This is a genomic window from Kouleothrix sp. 19917 (genome assembly GCF_057073505.1).
The window spans coordinates 2,014,080-2,036,610 of record NZ_CP097099.1 but is presented as its reverse complement, the minus strand read 5'-3'; the positions used below and the strand labels follow the sequence as shown (position 1 = coordinate 2,036,610).

The following is a 22,531-nucleotide window of genomic DNA, read 5'->3' as shown; positions in this document are numbered from 1 at the left end:
CGCATTGTTCACGCGCAAACCCAGCTTCCTCATCTCGCTGGCGCGCTCGCGCCGTAGCCACACTTTCGCGCTCCGCGTAGCCTCACTGCTGCGATTTCCTTCCTCACACGCACTTACACGAGTACTCTGGAAAATAAATTTCCTTGCACTCAGCTTCCAGGAAGCTCAGGTCAGTTTTCCTTCAACCTGATAACCAGATGAGCTTCCTGGAAGCTTGCCCGTTGTACAAAAAACTTTCCTTCCAGAGTAATGAATCTCGGTCGAACGACTGACTTGACTTGTTAGAGTAATTACTCTATTCTTCGATTAGAGTAATTACTCTGATTGAGGTGCGAGTTCCAGCAGCGCAAGATGGGCTGAGCATTTCCGCGCAAAGACCCGCCCACCTCGCCCTGGCTGATTTGAAGCGAAGGGATGCCATCATGACACAGGCGAATGAGCTGCACGTGGTGTACGGAAGCGGTCCGGTCGGGACGGCGGTGGTCGAAATTCTGCTGGCGCAGGGCAAGCGGGTGCAGGTCGTGACGCGCAGTGTGGCGCGCAAACACCTACCCCAGCAGGCTGAGATGGTGCGCGGCGACGCGACCGACCCGGCCAATGCCCGCCTTGTCTGCGCGGGCGCAAGCCATGTGTACAACTGCACCAACCCGGTCGACTACCACCGCTGGCCTGAGCAATTTCCGCCGCTTCAGCGGGGCGTTCTGGAAGGCGCGGCAGCCAATGGCGCGAAGCTGATTGTGATGGAAAACATGTATATGTACGGCCCGCACGGTGGCGTGCCAATGACCGAGGGCATGCCGCTCAATGGCCGTGGGCTGCGCAGCACCACGCGCGTTCGCATGACCGAGGAATTGTTCGCGGCGCACCACAGCGGCAAAGTGCGGGCCGTCAGCGTGCGCGCCTCCGATCTGTTTGGCCCGCACGTCACCGAGTCGCTGGTTGGGCAGCGCTTGTTTGGGCCACTGCTGGCCGGCAAGCCCGCGCAAGTGTTCGCGAACCTGGATATTCCCCATAGCGTAAGCTACATTCGCGATGTGGGCCAGGCGCTGGTGACGGTTGGCGCGCACGACGCGGCACTCGGGCGGGCCTGGCACGCGCCAAATGCGCCAGCGGTCACGCTGCGCGAGTTTGTGCGCCTGCTGGGCGAAGAAGCGAACCTCGCAGCAAAAGTGTCGGCGCTGCCACGGGCGGTGACGCGGGCGCTGCTGCCGCTGCTGGGCCTTGGCGTCCCCACGCTGCGCGGGCTGGCGGAAAACCTCTATATTAGCTACGAGCCATACATTGTCGATCACAGCGCATACGCCGCCACGTTTGGCGGGAGCGCGACACCACTGCGCGAGGCCATTGGCGCGACTGTGCAGTGGTACAACGCACAGGCCGCCCGCAATTCGCAGGCACCCGCGGCGTCGGCACCATCCAACAGCTAGTGCGCGTTCACGCGCAGGGTTTAGGGAATGGGGGATAGGGTTTGGTGATTACAATGCAGAAACTTTTACCTGACTCCCGCATTGCTTTCTTGATATGCACTAGGCCAGAAGTACTCTGGAAAATAAATTTCCTTGTACTCAGCTTCCAGGAAGCTCAAGCCAGGTTTGCTTCAATTTGATACTCAGGTAAGCTTCCTGGAAGCTTGCCCGTTGTATGAAATAACGTATTTTCCAGAATAATGAGGAGCAGCGTGATGCAGTATTCGAATAGGGCGGGGACGGAGCGTGGATGGGGTTTCTGGCTTGGCTGGGCGATCGCGTTTCTTGGCTTTCCACTTGGCGGGCTGGCCGCCTGGGCGCTGAGCGGCCCCGTTGCAACGCCACTGGCTGGCGCGTTGAGTGGCATGCTCACGGGCGCGATTCTGGGTTCAGTGCAGTGGCTGGCGCTGCGCCGCCGGCTGCCGCTGTCGCTGTGGTGGGTTGCTGCCACTGCGCTGGGGATGGCGGCCGGGATTGCGCTGGGCGTTACGTTGTTCGGAACAGACACAGAGGGCGCGGCGTTGCTGCTGCGCGGGCTGCTTGCAGGTGCCAGCGTGGGGGCGGCTCAATCCCTGGTGCTGCGCGAGCACAGCAGCCGCGCGCCGGCCTGGGCGATCACGGTGGCGCTGGGCTGGGTGCTTGGCTGGATGATCACGCGCTCGGCCGGGGTCGATCTTTCACAACAATGGACGGTGTTTGGGTCTTCTGGCGCAGTCGTCTTTCAGGTGCTGGCCGGGCTGGCGCTGCGCTGGATGCTTCGGCGCGACACGGCTGCCCCGGAGACGCGGGCAGAAATGGCGGCTTAAGGGCCGCACTGGTTGGCACAAAAAATCGGGGGTTGTTTGTCGCCCCCGATTGCTGCTTGCCTTAACGCTGGCGCTGACCTTCGGTGGCACGATTGAGCGCGTTCGCAAAGCGCCGCCGGTCGGTAGCGCTATACGCGGCCGGGCCGCCGCTCGCCGCGCCCGCCCAGCGCAGTTCCTCCATCAGGTTGCGCACCGCCAGCCGCTCGCCAATCGTGTCGGCGGTATGCACCTCCCCACGCGGGTCGAGCGCGATCGCGCCGCGCTCGACCACCAGCGCCGCCAGGGGAATATCCGCCGTAATCACCAGATCGCCGGCCTGGACGTGCTGCGCGATATAGGCATCTGCGACATCGCTGCCGGGCCGCACCTGCACCAGCGTGATCAGCGGCGAGGCAGGCACGGCCATGCTGCGATTCGCTACCAGCCGCACCGGCAGGCCCAGGCGCGCAGAGGTGCGAAACACCAGCTCTTTCGCGTCGCGCGGGCAGGCATCCGCGTCGATCCAGATCTCCATGCGTCAGCTTTCTCCCGGCGCTGCGCGCCGTCTACTTCCCGCCAATCCACAACGCCAGCGCGCCATTTGCCCGCCGCGTCGCCGTGCCCGCCGCCACATTCAGCAGGTACACGCCATCCTTGGCTCCATAAGCAAGCTGTTTGCCGTCGGGCGACCAGGGGCTGAACGAGAAGGTGTAGGCATCGAAATACGATTGCAGGCCAACCAGCGAGTCGCTGGGCTGGAATGAGCCAAACGAGCGCACCGTGCCGCTGGCTGTATCGACAATGTTCCAGGTGCGCTCGCCGCCCGGGTCGAATTCGCCGTCGTGCGTGAGGTAGGCGATCTGCGTGCCGTCGGGCGACCAGAAGAAGGCAGTGACCCGTTCATCGGCCTGCGAGAGCGTGCGTGGGTCGCCGCCCGCGCCATCCACCAGCTTCAGCGGGCCATAGCCATCGACGCCCACAACCATATAGGCGATCTGGTCGCTGACGGGCGAGCGAATGATCCGCAAATCCGATTTCGCCTCGCTCGCAAGCTTGATCGGGTCTTTGCCCGCCGCCGTGACGCGCATGATCTCGCTCTTCACATCCTCAATCGTTGGGTCGGGCTTGCCAAACGGCGGCTGCGCCACATAGAAGAAGTGCTGACCATCGAGCGACCATGCCGGCGCCTGGAAGAAGCCCGGGTCGCCAAGCAATGGGTGCGCCATGTCCTGGCCGGGCTGGAACAGCGACATGCGCCCGCCCTGCACGGTATGGCCGCCGAGGTGCAGCAGCAGGTTGGCGCTGTCGGGGCTCCACGCGAAGAAGGAAGGCGATCCTTCAGCGATCAGGCGCGCTGGCTTCGAGCCGTCGGTGGGCACGATCTCGGCGGTGAGCTGGCCGCCGCTCAGGAACACCAGGTACTTGCCATCAGGCGACCACGCGAGATCAATTGGCACATTCGTCTGGCTGCGGAACAGCTCGATGCGCGCATCGGTGGCGATTTCCACCACCACAATAATCGAGGCATCGCCGTCGCGCGCGACATAGGCCAGCTTGCGGCCATCGGGTGAGGTGGCGGGGTAGCTGAAATTGGTGGTCAGCGCATTTTCGGCCAGCACGCGCTCGCCCGCGTCGTCGAACACGCGCAGCGATGTGCCGTCGGCTACCACCAGCCGCGCCGCTTCGCCGGCCGGCGTGCGCAGCACCAGCCAGCCCAGCAGGCCACCACCCGCCAGCACCACGACGAACAACAGCCCAATCGCGATCACTAACACCCGTCGGGTCGTCATGGCCGCCTCCTTCGGAAACATACTGTGCAGGGCTGTAGCATAGCACGCGTGATCGCGGGCGGCAAGCCCAGGCGGTAAAGCATCAGGGTCAGGTCAGCGTTGGAATAAGAACACGATCTGTCCACAGATGAGGCAGATGGCACAGAGAAAGGTCTCTTTCTGCGCTCGATAAGCATACGACGAACCGTGCTCCGGTGGATCCATCCCGCGCGCCGCGCTTGAAGAACCTGCTACACCGCGTCGTGCAAACCGCCGCACTGGTGACTGTAAACACCATGTCATCCACAAGCTGCCCGCGCTGGCGTATGCTCTGCACGAAGCACAGAAGGAGTTTGTGTGATCGACATCCGTACCATCCGTCGCAGCCGTGGCCTCACACTCACCGACCTGGCCGCCCTGAGCGGGCTGCCCGCCCGCACACTCGCCGAGATCGAGCAGGGCCTGCGCCCGCTCAGTGCCGCGCAACGCCAGGAGTTTGCCCGCATCCTGAATGTGCCGGCTGCGCAGCTTGGCTCGGCCCCATTCGAGCCAGCCGCGCCCAGCCTGGCCTGGCCGCGCCGCGCATTTGGCGCAGTTCTGGTGATCTGCGCCAGTTTGTTTGTGCTGGCCGCGTCGCTGTTCAACCAGCCACCCGTCGCGGCTCGTGCCCGCTCCACCCCTGCCCCGCGCGCGGCCGCCCTGGCAGCGCCGCAGCGCAGCGCCACGCCCGCGCCCACCGCCACACCTACGGCGACGCTTCCGCCAACACCAACCGCCACGCCGCGCTTCGCGCTCGCCGCCGACGGGCCGCGCGGCTGCCCGCTCGCGCCCGCCGATGGGCGCGTGGTGATGACGCAGGGCTATGGCGTGGGCACGCACGCGCCCGCCGACGCCTGGGGCGCAGTCGATCTTGGCATCGACGGCGATGGCGATGGCGAGGCCGAGCCGGGCACCACCCAGGGCCAGCCGATCAGCGCCACGCTTGGCGGCGTCGCGCATGTCTACCTGGGCAGCTGGCCGGCCGGCAACTATGTGCGCGTGGAGAACAAGGAGGCCGGCTGGAGCAGCGCCTATGCCCACCTCGACAGCGTGGCCGTGGCTGATAATCAACTTGTCGAAACGGGCGCGCTGCTGGGCACCGTCGGCAGCACCGGCATGACCAGCGGGCCACACCTGCACTATGAAATCTGGCATGGCACGCAGAACGTCGACCCCACCGGCCTGCTCGGCTGCTAAATACTCTGGAAAATACATTTCCTTGCACTCAGCTTCCAGTAAGCTCAGGTCAGTTCTGCTTCAGCCTGGCAGTACGATAAGCTTTCTGGAAGCTTGTCCGTTGTATCTTGATATGACACCTGCGCGCATCGTACTCCCCAAACCCTAATCCCTGCGCGTTCACGCGCAGCAGTACGATAAGCTTTCTGGAAGCTTGTCCGTTGTATCTTGATATGACACCTGCGCGCATCGTACTCCCCAAACCCTAATCCCCATACCCTAACCCCTGCGCGTTCACGCGCACTAGCGCCCGCCCGTCACATCCAGACAGGTGCCGGTAATGTACGACGCCTCATCCGACAGCAGCCACAGAATGGCGCGCGCCACCTCCTCGGGGCTGCCGCCGCGCTGCATGGGCACGCCGCTTTTTACCCGATCCACGCGCTGCGGCTCGCCGCCGCTGGCATGAATTTCGGTGTAGATCACGCCCGGCCGCACCGCATTCACGCGAATCCCCTCGGTTGCCACTTCCTTCGCCAGCCCAACGGTGAAGGTGTCGATCGCGCCTTTCGACGCGGCGTAATCAACATATTCATTTGGCGCGCCCAGCCGCGCCGCCCCCGACGACACATTTACAATTGCGCCGCCCGCGCCGCCGTAGTTGGTCGACATGCGCTGCACGGCCTCACGCGCACAGAGAAACGAGCCGATGACGTTGGTGGCGAAAATCCGCTGCAAGCGCGCCGCATCCATATGATCCACGCGCATCTGCCGCTCCAGAATGCCCGCGTTATTCACCAGCGCCGCCAGCGGCCCCACTTCCGCGTCGATGCGCTCGAACAAGGCCACAACATCGCTTTCAAGCGCAACATCGGCGCGAAACGCACGCGCATGCCCGCCCAGGGCCGCAATATCGGCCACAACACTTTCCGCCGCAGCCTGGTTCTGCACGTAGGAAATACACACGGTGTAGCCGCGCTGGGCGGCAAGCTGCGCCGTGGCCGCGCCAATGCCGCGACTGCCGCCCGTGACAAGAATCGTTTTTGGCATACCACTCCTTATGAATTGGGCCACAGGGCACAGAAAGCACAGAGCACAAGATCAATCTCAGGTTTGTTGAATGACGCTATGCAAATGCCCTTGCGGTTCCTGCTTCTCGGCTCTGTGGTCTGGGCGTATAGCAATACGCCCTTCAGCGGTCTGGGCGTATAGCAATACGCCCTTCAGCGGTCTGGGCGTATAGCAATACGCCCTTTGACGCTTCTATTGTCGCACAGTCACGCCCGTGCGCAGCGCCACATACCTGACGGCTTGCTCACACCCTGGCGATTCTCGCGTATACTACGCCAAAATGCCGAATACAGGAGCAAGCCATGTTTCAGCAACCCAACCTGGGCCACACCGAAGCGCAGCGGGCGATAGACGCAATCAAACAGGAGCTGGAGCGGCGTGGTGCCGCCGCTGTGATTGCCGTTGCCGACGCGCATGGCGAGCTGATTGCGCTCCTGCGCCTCGACGGCGCGCCGCTGCCGCCGATCCTGATCGCTACCAACAAAGCATGGACGGCGGCGCGCGAGCGCAAGGCCACCCGCGAGCTAGGGCAGGCCGCGCGCGACCCCGATTCGGGCTTCGATATGGCCTACTTCGGCGACCGGCGCTATATCGGCTGGGGCGGCGGCCTGCCGGTGATGATCGATGGCGTGGTGGTGGGCGCGGTGGCGGTGAGTGGCCTGCCCGAAATGGAAGACATCGAGCTGGCGCGCATTGGCGTGGCGGCTATCACCAGCAGTGCGGAATAGCGCAAACTCGCGCTTGACAAACCGCGCAACGTATTTATAATGAGTAAGTACTCAGTCATTTAAGGTTCAGGGAATGGCGCGATCAAAAAGTGAGGACAAACGAGCAGCGATCCTGGCGGCGGCCATCCGCATCTTTGCCGAGCGCGGCGTGTGGCTCGCGCCCACCTCAGCAATTTCGCGGGCGGCGGGCGTGGCCGAGGGCACGCTGTTCACCTATTTCGCGAGCAAAGACGCGCTGGCGAACGAGCTGTACCGCGAGCTCAAGCACGACCTGGCCGAGGCGTTGCTGGGCGACTTCCCAGAAAATGCTCCCATGCGTGTCAAACTCCAGCACCTGTGGAACCGTTATGTCGATTGGGGCGTGGCGAACCCCGACAAAATCAAGGTGCTGGCGCAGCTGCAGGTTTCCGACCAGATCACGGCGGAAAGCCAGGCGATCGGCCTTGCGCCATTCGCCGCAATCGAACGGCTGGCGAACGAGGGCATTGCAAGTGGGCTGGTCGCGAACTACCCGATCCCGTTTGTGGCTGCGCTGTTCAACAGCATGGTCGAAACGACCATGGCGGCAATGGCTGCGGGCACTGGCGAACAGGATTATCGTGCGGCCGGCTTCGAAATCTTCTGGCGTGGCATTACAACTGGCTAATCGCTTTTTTAATTCACGTAATGATTGATTACTCAATCATTTTTCACACAAGAAAGAACAAAGATCATGAGCAGCACATTCGACATTTCCATTCCTGATCAGCACGGCAAGCTAGCGGTGGTCACGGGGGCGAACAGCGGGCTGGGCTTTGGCATCACGCGGCGGCTGGCTGCCGCTGGCGCAGAAGTGATTCTGGCGGTGCGCAATGCCGCGAAAGGCGAGCAGGCAATTGCGCAACTGCGCGCCGAAAACCCGCAGGCGCAGCTTGGAATGGAGCTGATCGACCTGGCGAATCTCGCCTCGATCCGCGATTTTGTCGCCCGCCTGAACGCCGCTGGCCGCCCGATTCACCTGCTGGCCAACAATGCCGGCGTGATGACCCCGCCCACGCGCAACGCCACCGCCGACGGCTTTGAGCTGCAGTTTGGCGCGAACCACCTCGGGCATTTCGCGCTGACCGCCGGGCTGCTGCCACTGCTGCGCGCCGCCGGCAACGCCCACGTGATGACCATGAGCAGCGGGCTGAGCAGCTTTGGGCGCATTCACTTCGACGACCTGCAGTGGCAGCGGAGCTACAACCCCGGCGGCGCGTACTCCCAGTCGAAGCTGGCGAACCTCTTGTTCGCGTTCGAGCTGCAGCGGCGCAGCGATGCGCTTGGCTGGGGCCTTGGCAGCAACGCCGCCCACCCCGGCGCGACCCACACGAACCTGCAAACCGCTGGCCCAAACATGGGCACGGCGCGCACGCGGCCCAGCCTGTTTCTGCGGCTTACCAGCCACATCCCCGGCTTCTGGCAGGAAGTCGAGCAGGGCTGTTTGCCGGCGCTGTTTGCCGCCACCAGCCCGCTCGCGCGCGGCGGCGAATACTACGGTCCGAGCGGCTATGGCGAGCTGAGCGGCCCACCCGCTGTTGCGCACACGCCGCGCCGCGCCACCAGCCTCGCCGACGCGCGGCGACTGTGGGAGGTTTCCGAGCAGCTCACCGGCGCGCAATTCCCGCCTGCGTAGACGGCGACCAACAACCAGAATTTATAACCACAGAGCCACAGAGGTTTATCAATTTACGATTGATGATTTGCGATTTACGATTGGGATGAATACTCTGGAAAGAAAGTTCTTGTGTAACGGGCAAGCTTCCAGGAAGCTAAACTGGTTATCAGATTGAAGCAAAACTGGCTTCAGCTTCCTGGAAGCTGAGTGCAGGGAAATTTATTTTCCAAAGTAATGAGCTTTTATCGTTTTGCGCTCTACGCACTGCGCTCTGCGCTCACCCTTTCACCCCTTCGCCCTGCACATGGCGCTGGAACCAGGCCAGAAAGCGACGCTGCCGGTCGAGATTGTGGGCGTATTCCTTGAAGGCGTGGCTTTCGCGCGGATACAGCACCAGCTCGGTCGGCACGCCATGATCCTTGAGCGCGCGAAAGAACTCGTAGCCCTGCCCGACGGGCACAATCGTGTCTTCGATGCCGTGCATGACGAGCGTGGGTGTGCGCGCATTCGCGACGTAGTGAATGGGCGAAAAGTGGTCGTAGCGGCCGGCCTGCTCGTAGGGGCTGGCGCGCAGCGAAATCGCGTCCCAGGTGCCGATTTCGGCCACGCCGTGAAACGAGCGCCAGTGGCAAATGCCCGCGCCCATAATCGCCGCCTGGAAGCGGTCGGTCTGCGTGACCGCCCAGGCCGCCATAAAGCCGCCATAGCTCCAGCCGCCAATCGCCAGCCGCGCCGGGTCGGCAATGCCCTGCGCCACCAGCGCATCCACGCCCGCAATGATGTCTTCGTAGTCGCGCCCGCCGAAGTCGCCGATATTCGCCTCGGTAAACTCCACACCCCAGCCGATGCTGCCGCGCGGGTTGGCCAGCAGCACGGCGTAGCCCGCGCCCGCAAACAGCTGCGGCGCAAGCCGGCCCGCGCCATAGAAGCCGTGCATCCACAGCCAGGCCGGCCCGCCATGCACCCAGACGATCATCGGCACGGGCTGGCCGTCTTCATACCCTACTGGCAGAATGAGCTGGCCAGTGATTGGCAAGCCATCGGCGGCAGGCCAGCTCAGGCGGCGCGTTTCGCCCAGCGCGTAGGTGGCGAGCTGCGGGTGGAAATCGGTGACGCGCTGCCATTCGAGCGCGTTGCCCGCCGCCCGCCCAACCCAGGCATCGGCCGGGCGGGTGGCGTCGTCGCGCAGCACCGCAAAAACGTCGGCGTCGCGCGCGCGGAACTGCCCGCCATAGTGCTCGTGCAAACCCACCGCTGCGCGCCAGCGCGTGGTGCGCGTGCCCGCCGCCACGTCGATCAATCCCAGCGCGGCCTCGCCTTCTTCAAACGCCAGAAAGTCGATCTGCGTGCTGTTGGGCCGCCGTTGCAGCGCCCACACACTGCCTCGGTAATTGGCAGTGAGGTTACGCGGCGGCTGGCTGGGGTCGTGTAAATCGAGCAGCAGCACATCGCCGCCGTTGATGCCCCGGTCGCTCAGGATGCACGCAAGAAACGCCAGCCAGCGCCCGTCGGGCGAAACACGCGAGAACGCGAACTGCTTCTCGGGCACGCTGTAGATCGTTTCGGGCGCGCCGCCACCCGGCCCGACGCGCGCCAGCTTCGCGGTGAACCAGGCCCACTCATACGGCTCCGCGCCGATCAGCAGCGCAAAGCCGCCGTCGGGCATCCAGCAGAACTCCCACACCTGCGCGTCGCCGGTTACCTGCCGCGCCGCGCCGCTCGCCACGTCCACGGCCCACACGCGCCGCCAGCGGTGGAATAGCTCAACCTCAATCGCGTCGTCGCCGCGCGCCACGCGCGCCTGTGTGGCTTCCGGCTCGGGGTCGCGCACCAGAAAGGCGAGCTGCGTGCCGTCGGGCGACCATTCCAGCTCCTCGATCGCGCCTGGCAAATTGGTGATCTGGCGCGGGCCGCCGCCGTCGCGCCTGAGCAGAAAAACCTGTGGCTTACCGTCTTCCAGCCGGTCGGAAAGAAAGGCGAGCTGCGTGCCATCGGGCGACCAGCGCGGCGTGGTGTCGGTGCGCGGGCCGCTGCTCCAGGGCCGGGCGGGTGCGCTGCCGTCGGCTGGCGCAAGCCAGATCTGGCTAGTCGGGTTGCTGGTGCCGCTGGTGAAATACTGGCCAGCCACCATTGCCACCAGCGCGCCATCCGGGCTGATCTGCACATCTTCGACGCGCGTGAATGCGGCCATTGCTTCGGGGGAAATCGGGGCGGGGTTCATCGGCGGGCCTTTCTGCGCATATACGCGGGGGAAAACTGAACCACCAAGGCACCAGGTACAAAAAGAACCTAACCACGAAGACACGAAGACACGAAGTATATAATTTGAACATATACGCATTATTTACCACAAAGCCAAAAATATAGTTCGTGGTGCGTAGTTGCAGCGGCGAACATCGTATATCCGCCTGCATTCTGCCTTTGCGCATTGTACTCATTTCTTGCATATTGCCAATGAGCGCAAAAGATTGAACTGCAAGGGCGCACAGATTAACGAATGAGATGGCCAAAACTCAGTGTCCTCGGTGCGCTCTGTGGCCCGTTATTCCAAATAGCAAAGGCACGCAGCTTGAGGCTTTACCTCAAAATCTTCGTGCCTTCGTGGTAAGCGCTGTTGCAGAGTACGCGCCACGGCCGTACACAAAGTATTTAAGCTGAATTTAAGGTTCGCGCGCGCCAATTTAACACGCCCCAATCGAGAAACCGCTACACTGCTCGCAGGAAGAATGCAACAAGGAAGATCGTATGTCGAACATTCAGCCTCGCCGCGTTAGCCCGCTCGCCCGCGCCGTGCGGAAGTTTTCGGTTTCGGGCTTTGTGGTGGCAAGCTTTGCCGCCTATGCACTTCATGAGCATTTTGGCGCGCCGCCCCAGAGCGCAATTGCGACGCCACTGCCGCTAGCCGCCACCCAACGGCCCGCGCCGGCACAAAGCGCCGCAACCCTGCCCACCAGCGCGCCACCACGCGCAACTGCCGCCCCAGCCACCGCCCAGGCCAGCGTGCCGACCGCGCCGCCTCCGCCGCCAACCAACGCTCCTGCGCCAACTGCTGCGCCGGCCCCCACCGCCGCGCCCGCCGCGCAGGGCCTGTACCGCGACGGCTCGTATAGCGGCCCGGTCACCGACGCCTACTATGGCAATATGCAAGTGCAGGCCGTGATCCAGTCGGGCAAACTGGCCGACGTGCAGATCCTTGAGTTCCCAAACGATCGCCGCACCTCCGTTCGCATCAACAATGTCGCGCTGCCCTACCTGGTGAACGAAGCCATTCAGGCGCAGAGCGCGAACATCGACGCGATCTCGGGCGCCACGCTCAGCAGCGAAGCCTTTGCACAATCGCTCCAGTCGGCGCTGAATGCCGCCAGGAGCACAGGCAGCCTGTGAGGCAAACGCGCATCCAGATGGGCATGCCGGTAACGGTGGAAATCGCCGACGCCGGCGCGAGCGAAGAACTGCTGAATATTGCCTTCGACTATTTCGAGTATGTGGATGCGACGTTTAGCACCTACAAGCCCGAAAGTGAGATCAGCCGGATCAACCGGGGCGAGATCGCGCTTGCCGAGGCCAGCGACGACATGCGCGCGATCTTCGGGCTGGCCGAGCAGACGCGCCAGGCTACCGGCGGCTATTTCAACATCAGGCAGAATGGCAGCTACGACCCTTCGGGCATTGTGAAGGGCTGGGCAATCGACCAGGCCGCCGAGCGGCTGCGCGAGCGCGGTTGCGCGAACTTTTATGTCGATGCGGGCGGCGACATTCAGCTGGCGGGAAACAACAGCGCCGGCAGGCTCTGGCGGATCGGCATTCGCAACCCGTTCAATATGGATGAAATCGTGAAAGTGCTGGCGCTGACCGACTGTGGCGTCGCCACCTCGGGCACGTCGATCCGCGGCCAGCACATCTACAACCCGCTGCAACCCGGCCAGCCGCTTGAGGAGATCGTCAGCCTGACGGTGATCGGCCCCGACATCTACGAAGCCGATTGTTTCGCCACAGCAGCCTTCGCAATGGGCCGCGCGGGCATCCTGTTCATCGAGCAGCTCGACGGCTTTGAAGGCTACCAGATCGACGCGCGCGGCCAGGCCACCGCCACGGGCGGCTTTATGAGGTATAGCACCCATGATGCGATTGATTGATAATTTGCTGAACCGGCTGACCATGTACCGCCTGGCGCTGTACTACCTGGTTTTCCTGCTGGCCGTGGCGGTGATGTTCTCGTGGGCGGGCGTGCTGCCCTACGACCCCTATGCGCTCCTGTTCACCGTGGGCGTGGCGCTGGCCGCATGCGGCATCACTAACGCGATTTTTGCCCGCACCTACGGCGTGCCAGCCAACTCCGAATCGTCCTACATCACCGCGCTGATCCTCGCGCTGATCATCACGCCGATCGGGTCGAGCCAGGATATCTGGTTTGTGGCATGGGCGGGCGTGCTGGCCATGGCCTCGAAGTATATTCTGGCGCTGCGCCACAAGCACCTGTTCAACCCCGTGGCAATTGCCGTCGCCATTACCTACCTGGCGCTCAATCAGTCGGCAAGCTGGTGGGTGGGAACGCCCGTGATGCTGCCGTTTGTGCTGCTGGGCGGCTTGCTGCTGGTGCGCCGCATTCGCCGCTTCGGCCTGGTGCTGAGCTTCATGGCGGCTGCGCTGGTGGCCGTGGTGCTGCTGTCGGTCGCGAGCCATGCGAATCTGGCCGCCGCGCTTCAGCAAACCGTGCTCTACTCGCCGCTGTTCTTCTTTGCATTCATTATTCTGACCGAGCCGCTGACCGCGCCGCCGACGCGCCGCTTGCAGATGGGCTATGGCGCGCTGGTGGGTGTGCTGTTCGTGCCGCAGTTTCACCTCGGCAGCTTCTACACCACGCCCGAAATCGCCATGCTGATCGGCAATTTCTTCTCCTTCCTGCTCAGCCCGAAGGCCACGCAGCTGCTGACGCTGCGCGACAAAATCCAGATCGCGCCCGACGTGTACGATTTCGTTTTTACGCCGGCGCGGCGCTTTGCCTTTGCGCCCGGCCAGTATATGGAATGGACGCTCGGCCACAACGACCCCGACGGGCGCGGCAACCGCCGCTACTTCACGCTCGCTTCGTCGCCAACCGAAAACACGCTGCGCCTGGGCGTGAAGTTCTACCCGCAGTCGAGCAGCTTCAAGCACGCGATGCTAGCGATGGACGGCCAGACCGAAATCGTGGCGGCGCAGCTGGCCGGCGACTTTGTGCTGCCCAGCAACCCCGCCCAGCCCTGCGTGTTTATCGCCGGTGGCATTGGTATCACGCCCTTCCGCAGCATGCTGAAGTACCTGCTCGACACGCGTCAGCGCCGGCCAATCACGCTGTTCTACGCCAACCGCCGCGTGGAAGATATTGTCTACCGCGATGTGCTCGATCAGGCATATTACGACCTTGGCATCAAAACGATCTATACTATCAGCGACACAAGCTCGCTGCCGCAGTCGTGGCGCGGGCGGGTCGGGCATATTGGCCCGCAGCTGATTATGGCCGAGGTGCCACACTACCAGCAGTGCGTGTTCTACCTGTCCGGCCCGCCCAGCATGGTCGAATCGTTCCGCGACATGCTGGCCCAGATGCATGTGCCGGCCAGCCAGATCCGCACCGACCTGTTCGCCGGCCTGTCGTAGCGTCGGTTACCAATAGGCACAGAGAGCACAGAGCGCACCGAGGCCACAAGTTTCTTCGCGATCTCGGTGTGCTCTGTGGCTTATTTCTTTAGCGCGCTGCTGCTTTGCCAAGCGTTTCAGCCTTAATGACAACAATCCTGCTAATTGACGATGACGCGCGCCTGACCGAGCCAATGCAATTTCAGCTCGAAGCGCTGGGCTACACCGTCGCGGTTGCGGCCGATGGGCCGGCCGGGCTGGGCATGATCCTGAGCGCGCGGCCCGACGTGGTGGTATTGGACATTATGCTGCCGGGCGTGGATGGCTGGCAGGTGTGCCAGGAAGCGCGCCGCTTTTCGCAGGTGCCGATCATCATGCTCACTGCGCTGGGGCAGGAAATCGACCGTATTCGCGGCCTGGAGCTCGGCGCTGACGACTATCTGACCAAGCCATTTTCGTTTCACGAGCTGGTGGCGCACATCAAATCGCTGCTGCGGCGCGTGCAGTGGGACCAGAGCCTGCTGGCGAATAATCAGGTACGCATCGGCGCGGTTGCGCTCGACCCCGGCGCGCATCGCGCATGGAAGGGTGGGCAGGAGCTGGTGCTGCGCAACAAAGAGTACGAGCTGCTGTCGCTGCTGATGCAGCAGGCCGGCAAAGTGCTCACGCGCGAAACGCTGTTCAACCAGGTCTGGGGCACCGAGTGGTTTGGCGACACGCGCTCGCTCGACGTACACATCCGCTGGCTGCGCCAGAAGATCGAAGACGATCCATCCGCACCGCAGTATATTCAGACGGTGCGCAACGTCGGCTACCGCTTTGCGACGGCCGAGGAAGTGCTGCTGTGAAGGTTTTTCGCTCGCTGCGCGTGCAGCTTGCCGCCGCAATCCTGACGGTGCTGGCGCTGGGGCTTGGCCTGCTGCTGATCATGGCGGGCAGCCAGATCTCGCGCATGACCATGGAGGCCTTCACCCACGAGCAGCAGGCCCAGGCGCTGGCACTTGCGAACTCCTTCCCCGAAGCATTCGAGCGCCGCCGCGCCCAGCAGCTCCTGCAAAGCTGGATCTCGCGGCGCGACCTGCTGGAAAATGACTTCTCCACCAGCACAAACATTAATGTCTTTACCAGCGCAGGCGCGCTAGTGGCGAGCAACACCAGCAACGGGCGGCTGGCAGTGGATGCCGACCGCGTCTTGCAGGGCAGCGTCGTCAGCTCGATTATTGATGGGCGGCTGTACACCGCCGTGCCGATCATTCATGAAGGGCGCAGCGTGCTGGGCGTGCTTCAGCTCGACACCGACATTGCGCCGGTGAATGCGCGCCTGCTCGGGCGCTGGCTGGCACTGGCTGGCGCGGCGGTGGGCGCGCTGGTGCTGGCGTTTGTGATCGCGATGTGGGTGGCAGCGCAGCTTACGCGCCCGCTTTCGCAACTGCGCGGCGTGGCCCAGCAGATGGCGGAAGGCCGGCTCGACGCGCGCGTTTCGATTGACGACACTGTGAATGAACTGGCAGCCGTTGGGTCGATGTTCAACTATATGGCGGCGCGAATCGAGCAAACCGTGCAGGAACAGCGCGATTTTGTGGCAAATGCCTCACACGAGCTGCGCGCACCGCTGGCCGCGATCAAAATCCGCGCCGAGGCGCTGGCCAGCCAGAGTATCGCCGGGCCGCGGGCGCAGCAGTATGCCGCCGAGATCAACGACGATGTCGGCCAGCTGGCCAGGCTCGTGGGCGACCTGCTCCAGCTTTCGCGCGCCGAGAGCGGTGTTTTTTCGCCACCCACTGAGGCAATCGACGTGCTGGATGAGCTGCAATCCTGCACGCGGGCGGCGGCGCCGCGCGTAGCCCAGCGCCGCCAGCAGCTCGAAACCCACCTGCCCGACGACCTGCCCGACCTGTACATCCAGCCGTCCGATCTAACGCTGATGGTCGGCAATCTGCTCGACAATGCGATCAAGTATACGCCCGAAGGTGGCCATATTAGTCTGGCGGCGTCCTGGCGCGCGGATATGCTGACCATCGCGGTAAACGACACAGGCGTGGGCATCCCGCCCGCCGACCTGCCGCGCATCAGCGAGCGCTTTTTCCGCGTTGATCGGGCGCACACGCGCGACGTGCCGGGCGTGGGGCTTGGGCTGGCACTGGTATCGGCGGTGGCGCGCCAGTATGGCGGAACACTGCGCGTGACCAGCAGCGGCGTGCCGGGCGAAGGGACGCAAGCCCGCCTTGAACTGCCCGCGCCAGCGAGCAGCCAGCCCGTAGTGACCCAGCCGTTCACCAGCGCGCAGCCGGCCAGCCTGCGCTAACCAAGTGCCAAACGATGGAGCCACAGAGAACACGGAGATCATCGAGCTATACAAGCAAACTCAGTACTCTGGAAAGAAAGTTCTTTTCTACAACGGGCAAGCTTCCAGGAAGCTCATCTGGCTACCGTGTTGAAGCAAAACTGGCTTGAGCTTCCTGGAAGCTGAGTACAGGGAAATTTATTTTCCAGAGTACTCAGTGTCCTCCGTGTGCTCTGTGGCCCATCTGATCAGCTGGTTGCTATAAAAGTCGATGCGCCGCTTCCCGCCCGACTAAGCGCCTACCCTCGTGTGCTCTGTGGCCCATCTGATCAGCTGGTTGCTATAAAAGTCGATGCGCCGCTTCCCGCCCGACTAAGCGCCTACCCTGCAAAACCGTCGTCGGCTGGCAGATTGGCCCGCGCCATCGCTGCGCTCGCCAGCTCGTGGCAGCGCTCGTTCTCGGTCGCGCCGGCGTGGCCCTTCACCTGCACGAACTGCACGGTGTGGCGCTCACATTCTTCGAGCAGCAGCGCCCACAGGTCGGCATTTTTCACTGGCTCGCGCTTGCCCTCTTCGACGCGCTGCCAGCCGTTTGCGCGCCAGCGCTGCGCCCATCCCTTTGCAATGCCATTCACCACGTAGGACGAGTCGCTGAACAGCACAATGGTGGCGGGCTTTTTCAGCAACTGGAGCGCGGCAATGCATGCCATCAGCTCCATGCGGTTGTTGGTGGTGCGCGCAAAGCCGCCCGACAGCTCCTTGCGCTTGTCGTGGTGCAGCAGCACCGCGCCATAGCCGCCCACGCCCGGGTTCACCATCGCGCCGCCATCGGTGTACACCACCACCTTGCCGGCAGCCAGCGCTTCGCGGTGCAGGCCAAAATAATCTTCGCCCGGCTGTTCGGCGCGGCGGATGCGAATATTCGTTGGCGCGCGGCCGGCCCGCTCGCGATACCACGCCTCGGCCTCGGCGCGCGACTGAAAGCTCTTATAGATCGCATTCGGCAAGCCCTTGACCTGCGCCTCCGCGCCGTCGGCACCAAACCATTCGTCATACAGGCCTGGCGAGCGCCCGCTTACTACCGCGTAAATTTTTTGTTTTGCCATATGTCCTGTCAGTATGTGTGTCAGTCGAACGTGTGTATTCGCCCGCGCAGAAAGCTGTTTGCCGCCAGCGCCAGCAGCACGACCTCACCCGCATTCCACCAGAAGTGAATGTCAATGCGCGGCGCGGTGGTGACGCCCGGCAGGCGGCAGAGGAATGTGCCCTGTGTCGCCGGGCTGCGCGCCAGCCAGCCATCGCGGCCAAGCACGCCGGGCAGGCCCTGCGCCGAAAGCTGCGGAAAGCCCAGGCGTTGCAACTCGCTGCTCATTTCCAGGTAGCGCAGCATCATATAGCTGTGCTCGCTGGCGTGCGCGAATGCCCAGAGCAGGAACAGCCAGCCCCACAGGCCGCGCATGCCGCCACGAACGAGCCAGGCCGCCAGCGCCACCACCAGCCAGTTCCACACAAAATGCACCCACTCGGCATTCGCCGCCGAGATCAGGCCGCTCGACGCAAAAGGCGGCCATTTCAATACGTGGTACTGCACGATCTGCACAAGGTGTTCGACGGTATGAAAGCCCTGCGCAACCAGCAGCACGCTTAGCAGCATCACCACCAGCCCGTAGCGGCGCAGGTCGTCGCGCCATTTGAGCACACCCACCAGCAGCAGGATGCCCAAACCAAGCGCTGAAGCGACCCACAGCGGCCAGGCCAGCAGGCGCATGCCCACGCTGCCCAGCGCCAGCCCAAGGCCGAGCGCGCCCAACACCAGCGCCGTGCGCTCGCGTGGGTTCAACAGCGCCAGAATGGGAAAGCGCGGCGTGCGCGGCGTTATCGCTTGTGCGGCCATAATGTCTCCTGGGCCAGTTTCAGATTTGCAGGTTGCGATCGCGACGTATTGCATGCGCCTGTTCGCAGGTTACTGCCGACTGCCGACTGCCACCTGCCAACTGCCGACTGCCAACTGCCGACTGCCAACTGCCGACTGCCGACTGCCACCTGCCAACTGCCACCTGCCACCTGCCACCTGCCAACTGCCCACTGCCCACTGCCGACTGCCAACTGCCGACTGCCAACTGCCCTACTCTCGCGTGATCGTCAGGCGCGTGCCGGGCGCGGGCGCATCGACAGTGGAAACCGCGCCGTCGGGCCAGCGCACCACCAGCCGCGCAGGCGTTTCGCCCCTGGGAAAGCCAAAATACACGCGCGAAGGCGGGCTGGAAAGGTAGCCGGTTTCGGCGCGCACGGTGCGCGTGTAGGTCGATGCGCCGCTTTGTAGCTGCACCGTCGCGCCAAGCGCGCGCGTGTTCGTGCTGCCCGGCCAGCGCAGGTCGGCGGCCAGACTCGCCCCGCCGCACAGCCGGTTTTCGAATAGCTGGGCCGGCGCGTTCAGGTTATTCACCACAATATCCAGGTCGCCATCGTCGTCGAGGTCGGCAATTGCCATGCCGCGCCCGCTGCGCGACGAGCCAAGCCCCCACTCGGGCGCTGGCACGAAATTGCCTGTGCCGTCGTTGCGCCGCGCCTGGTTCTGCTCCACCAGCGCGCCGCTGGGCAGGTAGTTGAACAGCTCCGATTCGATCATTCCGTTGGCAACATACAGATCCTGCCAGCCATCATTGTCGAGGTCGGCAAACTCGCCGCTCCAGCTCCAGCCGGTCGCATCCATGCCGCGCGCATAGGCCTGGTTGCGGAAGCCCTGCGCGCCGCGCACCTGCAGCACATTCTCAACAATCTGCGGGTCGCCAAGTGGCACCGGGCTCCACATTTCGGCCATCATCGGCTGCCAGGAAGCCAGGGTCGCCACGCTTTTGTCATAGGGTTTCATGTCGGTGGCGAACAGCTCGGCGCGCCCGTCGTTGTCGATATCGCCCTGATCGAAGCTCATGGTGCTGTGGCTGGTGGCGGCAAATGGCTGCGCCGCACGCCAGCCGCTGCCCTGCTGCAGCCAGTATTGATCAGGCACCGCAAAATCATTGCCCACCAGAATGTCGGGCTGCGCGTCGTCGTTCAGGTCGAACAAGGCCAGCGCCAGCGCCTGCGACTTGCGCGCCAGCTGCCGGGCCGAAAATCCCGTGGCTGTCTGAGTGTAGACATACACGCCCGCGCCCGGCCCCATCAGGAAATCGTTGCCCTGCTCGGTGAGCAGCTCGGCGTCGTAGGAAGCCGCCACCAGATCGAGCCGCCCGTCGCCATTCAGGTCGCCCCAGGCCATGCTATAGGCGGGCCGCGCCACGCCGGGCAGCAGCTCGGGTACCAAGCGCGCCGCCGGGTCGCCGGTGTTGCGCCAGAAACTTGGCGCGCCCGCCCGCCGCGTGAACACCAGATCGAGCCGACCATCGCCATCCACATCCACCGCGCTGGCGGCGCGCGAATCGCCCTGCGGCATGCGCTCGGTGCGGAAATCGAGCCCGCCCGCGTTCCACAGGATCGTGTTCGGGCCGTGGCTATTCGCCAGCGCCACGTCGAGCCGCCCGTCCTCATCGAAATCGCCAATTGCCACGCCCGCGCCATTGCCCTCGAACATGCGCGCCACCGGGCCGGGCGTGCTGGTGGCGTGGTCGAGGTCGTGCGCGACAAACGCGCCGGTGCAGGGTGTATCCGCCTGGAACGGCGTTGCAGCCACCTGCACAGGCGCGCGCGGCCCAACCAGTGGCGCAACCGGCGCAGCGGCAGGCGTGCCAGCGCAGCCCGCCAGCACAAGCACAATCGCAATGAACGAGGCGTTTTTTCGCATAGCAGTCAGTATTCAGACGATGTGACTGGCAGTAGGCGACACAGACTTTTTGGCAGGCTCAGAGTTTTGATTCAATATACCCTGCGGTCAAGCCCAAAACTAATCGAAACCCTATCCACCAGACCCTATACCCGCGCGCCAGCGCTTTAGCGCCCGCCCATCCCCGACATCGCAATGCCGCGAATGAACCAGCGCTGGCCGATAATGTACACAATCAGCACGGGCAGCATCGCAATCACCGAGCCGGCCATCAGCAGGTTCCACTCGACCTTGAACTGGCCCTGGAAAGTGCTCAGGCCCACCGGCAGCGTGCGCATCTCGGGCGAGTTGGTGATGATCAGCGGCCACAGAAATTCGTTCCAGGTGTTCAGCGAAACGAAAATCGCCAGCGCGGCCAGCACCGGCCCGCTGAGCGGCAGGATCACGCTCCACCAGATGCGAAACGACGATGCGCCATCGATGCGCGCGGCCTCGTCGAGATCGAGCGGAATGCCCATGAAATACTGGCGCAGCAGAAAAGTGCTAAACGCCGAAAAGGCCGGCGGCAGGATCAGCGCCTGGTAGGTGTCGTACCAGCCCAGCAAGCGCACCAGAATGAAGTTTGGGATCATCGTGACCTGGAAGGGAATCATGAGCGTGGCGAGGTAGAGCAGAAACAGCATGTTGCGCCCGCGAAAGCGCAGCCGCGCAAACGCAAACGCCGCCAGCGACGAAGTCAGGATCTGCAGCACCGTCACCGACACTGTCACAAACAGACTGTTCAGGTAGAAACGGCCAAATGGCATCACCGACACTGCCTTGGTGTAATTGCCCCACACAATCTGCGAAGGAATCCACACCGGCGGGTAGGCGAAGGTGTCGGCGGGCGTTTTCAGCGAGGTGCTGAGCATCCAGATGAACGGCAGCAGCATCACCACGCTGCCCAGGAGCAGAAAGGCGTGCAGGGCCAGCGCGGCCGGGCGCGACTGGATGCGGCGGCGCGGACGCTCGGCCAGCAGATCGGTAGCCATCAGGCGTCCCCCGTTTCGTAATGTACCCAGCGCTTCTGCAAGCGGTTCTGGATCAGCGTGCAGGCGAAAATAAACGCGAACAGCACCCAGGCGCTAGCCGAGGCTTTGCCCATCTGGCTGTACTTAAACGCGGCCTGGTAGATATACAGCACAATCGAGGTGGTTGCGCCGGCTGGGCCGCCGGTGCCGCGCGTCATCACAAATGGCTCGCTGAACAGCTGAAACGCGCCAATCATCTGAATAATCAGCAGGAAAAAAGTCGTTGGGCTTACCAGCGGCAGCGTGATATTGCGCAGCTGCTGCCAGGCGCTCGCGCCATCGACTTTGGCGGCGTCGTACAGCTCCTCGGGCACCGATTGCAGGCCGGCCAGGTAGATCACCATGGTGAAGCCCATGTTCTTCCAGACGGTCAGCAGCACCACGGCGGGCTTGGCCCAGAACGAGCTGTTCAGCCAGTCCGGCGGCGCGATTGGCAGGCCGGTCACATCGCCCAGCCACCAGAAGATCGCGCTGATTACGCCAAAGTCGCGGTTGAACATCCACTGGAAGATCAGCGCCGCCGCCACCACGCTCGACACCACCGGCATGAAGTAGATCAGCCGGTAGATTTTCACGCCGCGAATGCCCTGGTTCAGCGCCAGCGCGATGGTCAGGCCAGCCAGCAGTTGCAGCGGCACGATTGTGACAGCATAGAACAGCGTGTTACCAAACGCCTGGAAAAACAGCGGGTCGCGCGTGAAGATTTCGACGTAGTTGTTCAGCCCGATAAAAGTCGGTGGGGTGAGCAGGTTCCAGCGCACCAGGCTCAGCGCCAGCGATCCCAGCACCGGAATGACAATAAACAGCAGGAAGCCCAGCAGGCTCGGCAGCAGGAAGAGGTACGCTTCGTTCTGCCGGCCGGGCCGCCAGCCGCCCCCGCCGCGCCGAGCACGCGGCAGCGTCTGCCGCTCAGCTTGTGTCGCCATAGAAATCATCCCTGTTTCTGGTGCATCAGCGCCATGCGCGCCGAGGGGTGCAGCAGGTGCCGCGCCTCCCTGCCAGGCGTACTTCGTGGTGGTGGCGAGTGCGTTCGGTATGGCGACATAGTAGCACATATCGCGCCAGACGCGGCGCGCCCACCTGCCAATTGCGACAGGTGGGCGCGCGAAAACAGCATGGAAATAGCCT

General features: G+C 63.5%; 20 protein-coding genes. 11 read left to right on the top strand and 9 right to left on the bottom strand.

Going from position 1 to position 22,531, the window contains the following annotated elements; genetic code table 11:
• Positions 1–422: 422 nt before the first annotated feature.
• On the top strand, positions 423–1,427 hold the full coding sequence (locus M1P90_RS08370) for an NAD-dependent epimerase/dehydratase family protein (protein ID WP_483702155.1): 1,005 nt from the start codon (positions 423–425) through the stop codon (positions 1,425–1,427).
• A gap of 254 nt (positions 1,428–1,681) precedes the next feature.
• On the top strand, positions 1,682–2,272 hold the full coding sequence (locus M1P90_RS08365; RefSeq protein ID WP_483702154.1) for a hypothetical protein: 591 nt from the start codon (positions 1,682–1,684) through the stop codon (positions 2,270–2,272).
• A 61-nt stretch (positions 2,273–2,333) separates the two neighbouring features.
• Here M1P90_RS08365 and M1P90_RS08360 read toward each other — a convergent pair whose 3' ends face one another.
• Positions 2,334–2,786, bottom strand: coding sequence for a YaiI/YqxD family protein (locus M1P90_RS08360; protein WP_483702153.1), 453 nt, complete (start codon positions 2,784–2,786; stop codon positions 2,334–2,336).
• Between the two features lie 31 nt (positions 2,787–2,817).
• Entirely contained in the window at positions 2,818–4,041 is a 1,224-nt protein-coding gene (locus M1P90_RS08355) for a hypothetical protein (RefSeq protein ID WP_483702152.1), read from the bottom strand.
• A gap of 336 nt (positions 4,042–4,377) precedes the next feature.
• On the opposite strand from M1P90_RS08355, the gene M1P90_RS08350 reads away from it, so the two are divergent.
• Positions 4,378–5,256: a peptidoglycan DD-metalloendopeptidase family protein gene (locus M1P90_RS08350; RefSeq protein ID WP_483702151.1), complete on the top strand. Its 879-nt coding sequence runs from the start codon at positions 4,378–4,380 to the stop codon at positions 5,254–5,256.
• Between the two features lie 282 nt (positions 5,257–5,538).
• On the opposite strand, the gene M1P90_RS08345 is transcribed toward M1P90_RS08350, so the two are convergent.
• On the bottom strand, positions 5,539–6,285 hold the full coding sequence (locus M1P90_RS08345; protein ID WP_483702150.1) for an SDR family oxidoreductase: 747 nt from the start codon (positions 6,283–6,285) through the stop codon (positions 5,539–5,541).
• Between the two features lie 323 nt (positions 6,286–6,608).
• On the opposite strand from M1P90_RS08345, the gene M1P90_RS08340 reads away from it, so the two are divergent.
• From M1P90_RS08340 to M1P90_RS08330, 3 genes are all read left to right on the top strand, one after another.
• Complete coding sequence (locus M1P90_RS08340) at positions 6,609–7,034, top strand: GlcG/HbpS family heme-binding protein (protein WP_483702149.1); 426 nt, start codon at positions 6,609–6,611, stop codon at positions 7,032–7,034.
• A 73-nt stretch (positions 7,035–7,107) separates the two neighbouring features.
• On the top strand, positions 7,108–7,680 hold the full coding sequence (locus M1P90_RS08335; RefSeq protein ID WP_483702148.1) for a TetR/AcrR family transcriptional regulator: 573 nt from the start codon (positions 7,108–7,110) through the stop codon (positions 7,678–7,680).
• A gap of 66 nt (positions 7,681–7,746) precedes the next feature.
• Positions 7,747–8,688 carry an SDR family oxidoreductase gene (locus M1P90_RS08330; protein WP_483702147.1) on the top strand — a complete coding sequence of 314 codons (942 nt, stop codon included), beginning with the start codon at positions 7,747–7,749 and terminating at the stop codon, positions 8,686–8,688.
• Between the two features lie 259 nt (positions 8,689–8,947).
• Here M1P90_RS08330 and M1P90_RS08325 read toward each other — a convergent pair whose 3' ends face one another.
• Positions 8,948–10,891 (bottom strand): S9 family peptidase, encoded by a 1,944-nt coding sequence (locus M1P90_RS08325; protein WP_483702146.1) that lies wholly within the window; start codon positions 10,889–10,891, stop codon positions 8,948–8,950.
• Between the two features lie 524 nt (positions 10,892–11,415).
• On the opposite strand from M1P90_RS08325, the gene M1P90_RS08320 reads away from it, so the two are divergent.
• From M1P90_RS08320 to M1P90_RS08300, 5 genes are all read left to right on the top strand, one after another.
• Positions 11,416–12,054, top strand: a complete 639-nt coding sequence (locus M1P90_RS08320) for an FMN-binding protein (RefSeq protein ID WP_483702145.1) — start codon at positions 11,416–11,418, stop codon at positions 12,052–12,054.
• Complete coding sequence (locus tag M1P90_RS08315) at positions 12,051–12,806, top strand: FAD:protein FMN transferase (protein ID WP_483702144.1); 756 nt, start codon at positions 12,051–12,053, stop codon at positions 12,804–12,806. Before M1P90_RS08320 ends, M1P90_RS08315 begins: the two co-directional genes overlap by 4 nt.
• Positions 12,790–14,310, top strand: coding sequence for an FAD-dependent oxidoreductase (locus M1P90_RS08310; RefSeq protein WP_483702143.1), 1,521 nt, complete (start codon positions 12,790–12,792; stop codon positions 14,308–14,310). Before M1P90_RS08315 ends, M1P90_RS08310 begins: the two co-directional genes overlap by 17 nt.
• A gap of 125 nt (positions 14,311–14,435) precedes the next feature.
• Positions 14,436–15,137: a response regulator transcription factor gene (locus M1P90_RS08305; RefSeq protein ID WP_483702142.1), complete on the top strand. Its 702-nt coding sequence runs from the start codon at positions 14,436–14,438 to the stop codon at positions 15,135–15,137.
• The gene (locus tag M1P90_RS08300; RefSeq protein WP_483702141.1) at positions 15,134–16,594 is read left to right on the top strand and encodes a sensor histidine kinase; all 1,461 of its coding nucleotides are present in this window, start codon (positions 15,134–15,136) and stop codon (positions 16,592–16,594) included. Before M1P90_RS08305 ends, M1P90_RS08300 begins: the two co-directional genes overlap by 4 nt.
• Positions 16,595–16,953: 359 nt before the next feature.
• On the opposite strand, the gene rnhA is transcribed toward M1P90_RS08300, so the two are convergent.
• The 5 genes from rnhA to M1P90_RS08275 form a co-directional block, all read right to left on the bottom strand.
• Positions 16,954–17,679 carry a ribonuclease HI gene (gene rnhA / locus M1P90_RS08295; RefSeq protein ID WP_483702140.1) on the bottom strand — a complete coding sequence of 242 codons (726 nt, stop codon included), beginning with the start codon at positions 17,677–17,679 and terminating at the stop codon, positions 16,954–16,956.
• A 20-nt stretch (positions 17,680–17,699) separates the two neighbouring features.
• Positions 17,700–18,467: a hypothetical protein gene (locus M1P90_RS08290; RefSeq protein ID WP_483702139.1), complete on the bottom strand. Its 768-nt coding sequence runs from the start codon at positions 18,465–18,467 to the stop codon at positions 17,700–17,702.
• Positions 18,468–18,698: 231 nt separating this feature from the next.
• Positions 18,699–20,354 (bottom strand): CRTAC1 family protein, encoded by a 1,656-nt coding sequence (locus M1P90_RS08285; protein ID WP_483702137.1) that lies wholly within the window; start codon positions 20,352–20,354, stop codon positions 18,699–18,701.
• 146 nt (positions 20,355–20,500) lie between these two features.
• Entirely contained in the window at positions 20,501–21,364 is an 864-nt protein-coding gene (locus tag M1P90_RS08280; RefSeq protein ID WP_483702136.1) for a carbohydrate ABC transporter permease, read from the bottom strand.
• Positions 21,364–22,329: a carbohydrate ABC transporter permease gene (locus tag M1P90_RS08275; protein WP_483702135.1), complete on the bottom strand. Its 966-nt coding sequence runs from the start codon at positions 22,327–22,329 to the stop codon at positions 21,364–21,366. Before M1P90_RS08275 ends, M1P90_RS08280 begins: the two co-directional genes overlap by 1 nt.
• Between the last annotated feature and the right edge of the window lie 202 nt (positions 22,330–22,531).

Coding starts and splice junctions, on each gene's coding strand:
- M1P90_RS08370 (WP_483702155.1), top strand. CDS start 423: ATGACACAGGCGAATGAGCTGCACGTGGTGTACGGAAGCGGTCCGGTC.
- M1P90_RS08365 (WP_483702154.1), top strand. CDS start 1,682: ATGCAGTATTCGAATAGGGCGGGGACGGAGCGTGGATGGGGTTTCTGG.
- M1P90_RS08360 (WP_483702153.1), bottom strand. CDS start 2,786: ATGGAGATCTGGATCGACGCGGATGCCTGCCCGCGCGACGCGAAAGAG.
- M1P90_RS08355 (WP_483702152.1), bottom strand. CDS start 4,041: ATGACGACCCGACGGGTGTTAGTGATCGCGATTGGGCTGTTGTTCGTC.
- M1P90_RS08345 (WP_483702150.1), bottom strand. CDS start 6,285: ATGCCAAAAACGATTCTTGTCACGGGCGGCAGTCGCGGCATTGGCGCG.
- M1P90_RS08340 (WP_483702149.1), top strand. CDS start 6,609: ATGTTTCAGCAACCCAACCTGGGCCACACCGAAGCGCAGCGGGCGATA.
- M1P90_RS08335 (WP_483702148.1), top strand. CDS start 7,108: ATGGCGCGATCAAAAAGTGAGGACAAACGAGCAGCGATCCTGGCGGCG.
- M1P90_RS08330 (WP_483702147.1), top strand. CDS start 7,747: ATGAGCAGCACATTCGACATTTCCATTCCTGATCAGCACGGCAAGCTA.
- M1P90_RS08325 (WP_483702146.1), bottom strand. CDS start 10,891: ATGAACCCCGCCCCGATTTCCCCCGAAGCAATGGCCGCATTCACGCGC.
- M1P90_RS08320 (WP_483702145.1), top strand. CDS start 11,416: ATGTCGAACATTCAGCCTCGCCGCGTTAGCCCGCTCGCCCGCGCCGTG.
- M1P90_RS08310 (WP_483702143.1), top strand. CDS start 12,790: ATGATGCGATTGATTGATAATTTGCTGAACCGGCTGACCATGTACCGC.
- M1P90_RS08305 (WP_483702142.1), top strand. CDS start 14,436: ATGACAACAATCCTGCTAATTGACGATGACGCGCGCCTGACCGAGCCA.
- rnhA (WP_483702140.1), bottom strand. CDS start 17,679: ATGGCAAAACAAAAAATTTACGCGGTAGTAAGCGGGCGCTCGCCAGGC.
- M1P90_RS08290 (WP_483702139.1), bottom strand. CDS start 18,467: ATGGCCGCACAAGCGATAACGCCGCGCACGCCGCGCTTTCCCATTCTG.
- M1P90_RS08285 (WP_483702137.1), bottom strand. CDS start 20,354: ATGCGAAAAAACGCCTCGTTCATTGCGATTGTGCTTGTGCTGGCGGGC.
- M1P90_RS08280 (WP_483702136.1), bottom strand. CDS start 21,364: ATGGCTACCGATCTGCTGGCCGAGCGTCCGCGCCGCCGCATCCAGTCG.
- M1P90_RS08275 (WP_483702135.1), bottom strand. CDS start 22,329: ATGGCGACACAAGCTGAGCGGCAGACGCTGCCGCGTGCTCGGCGCGGC.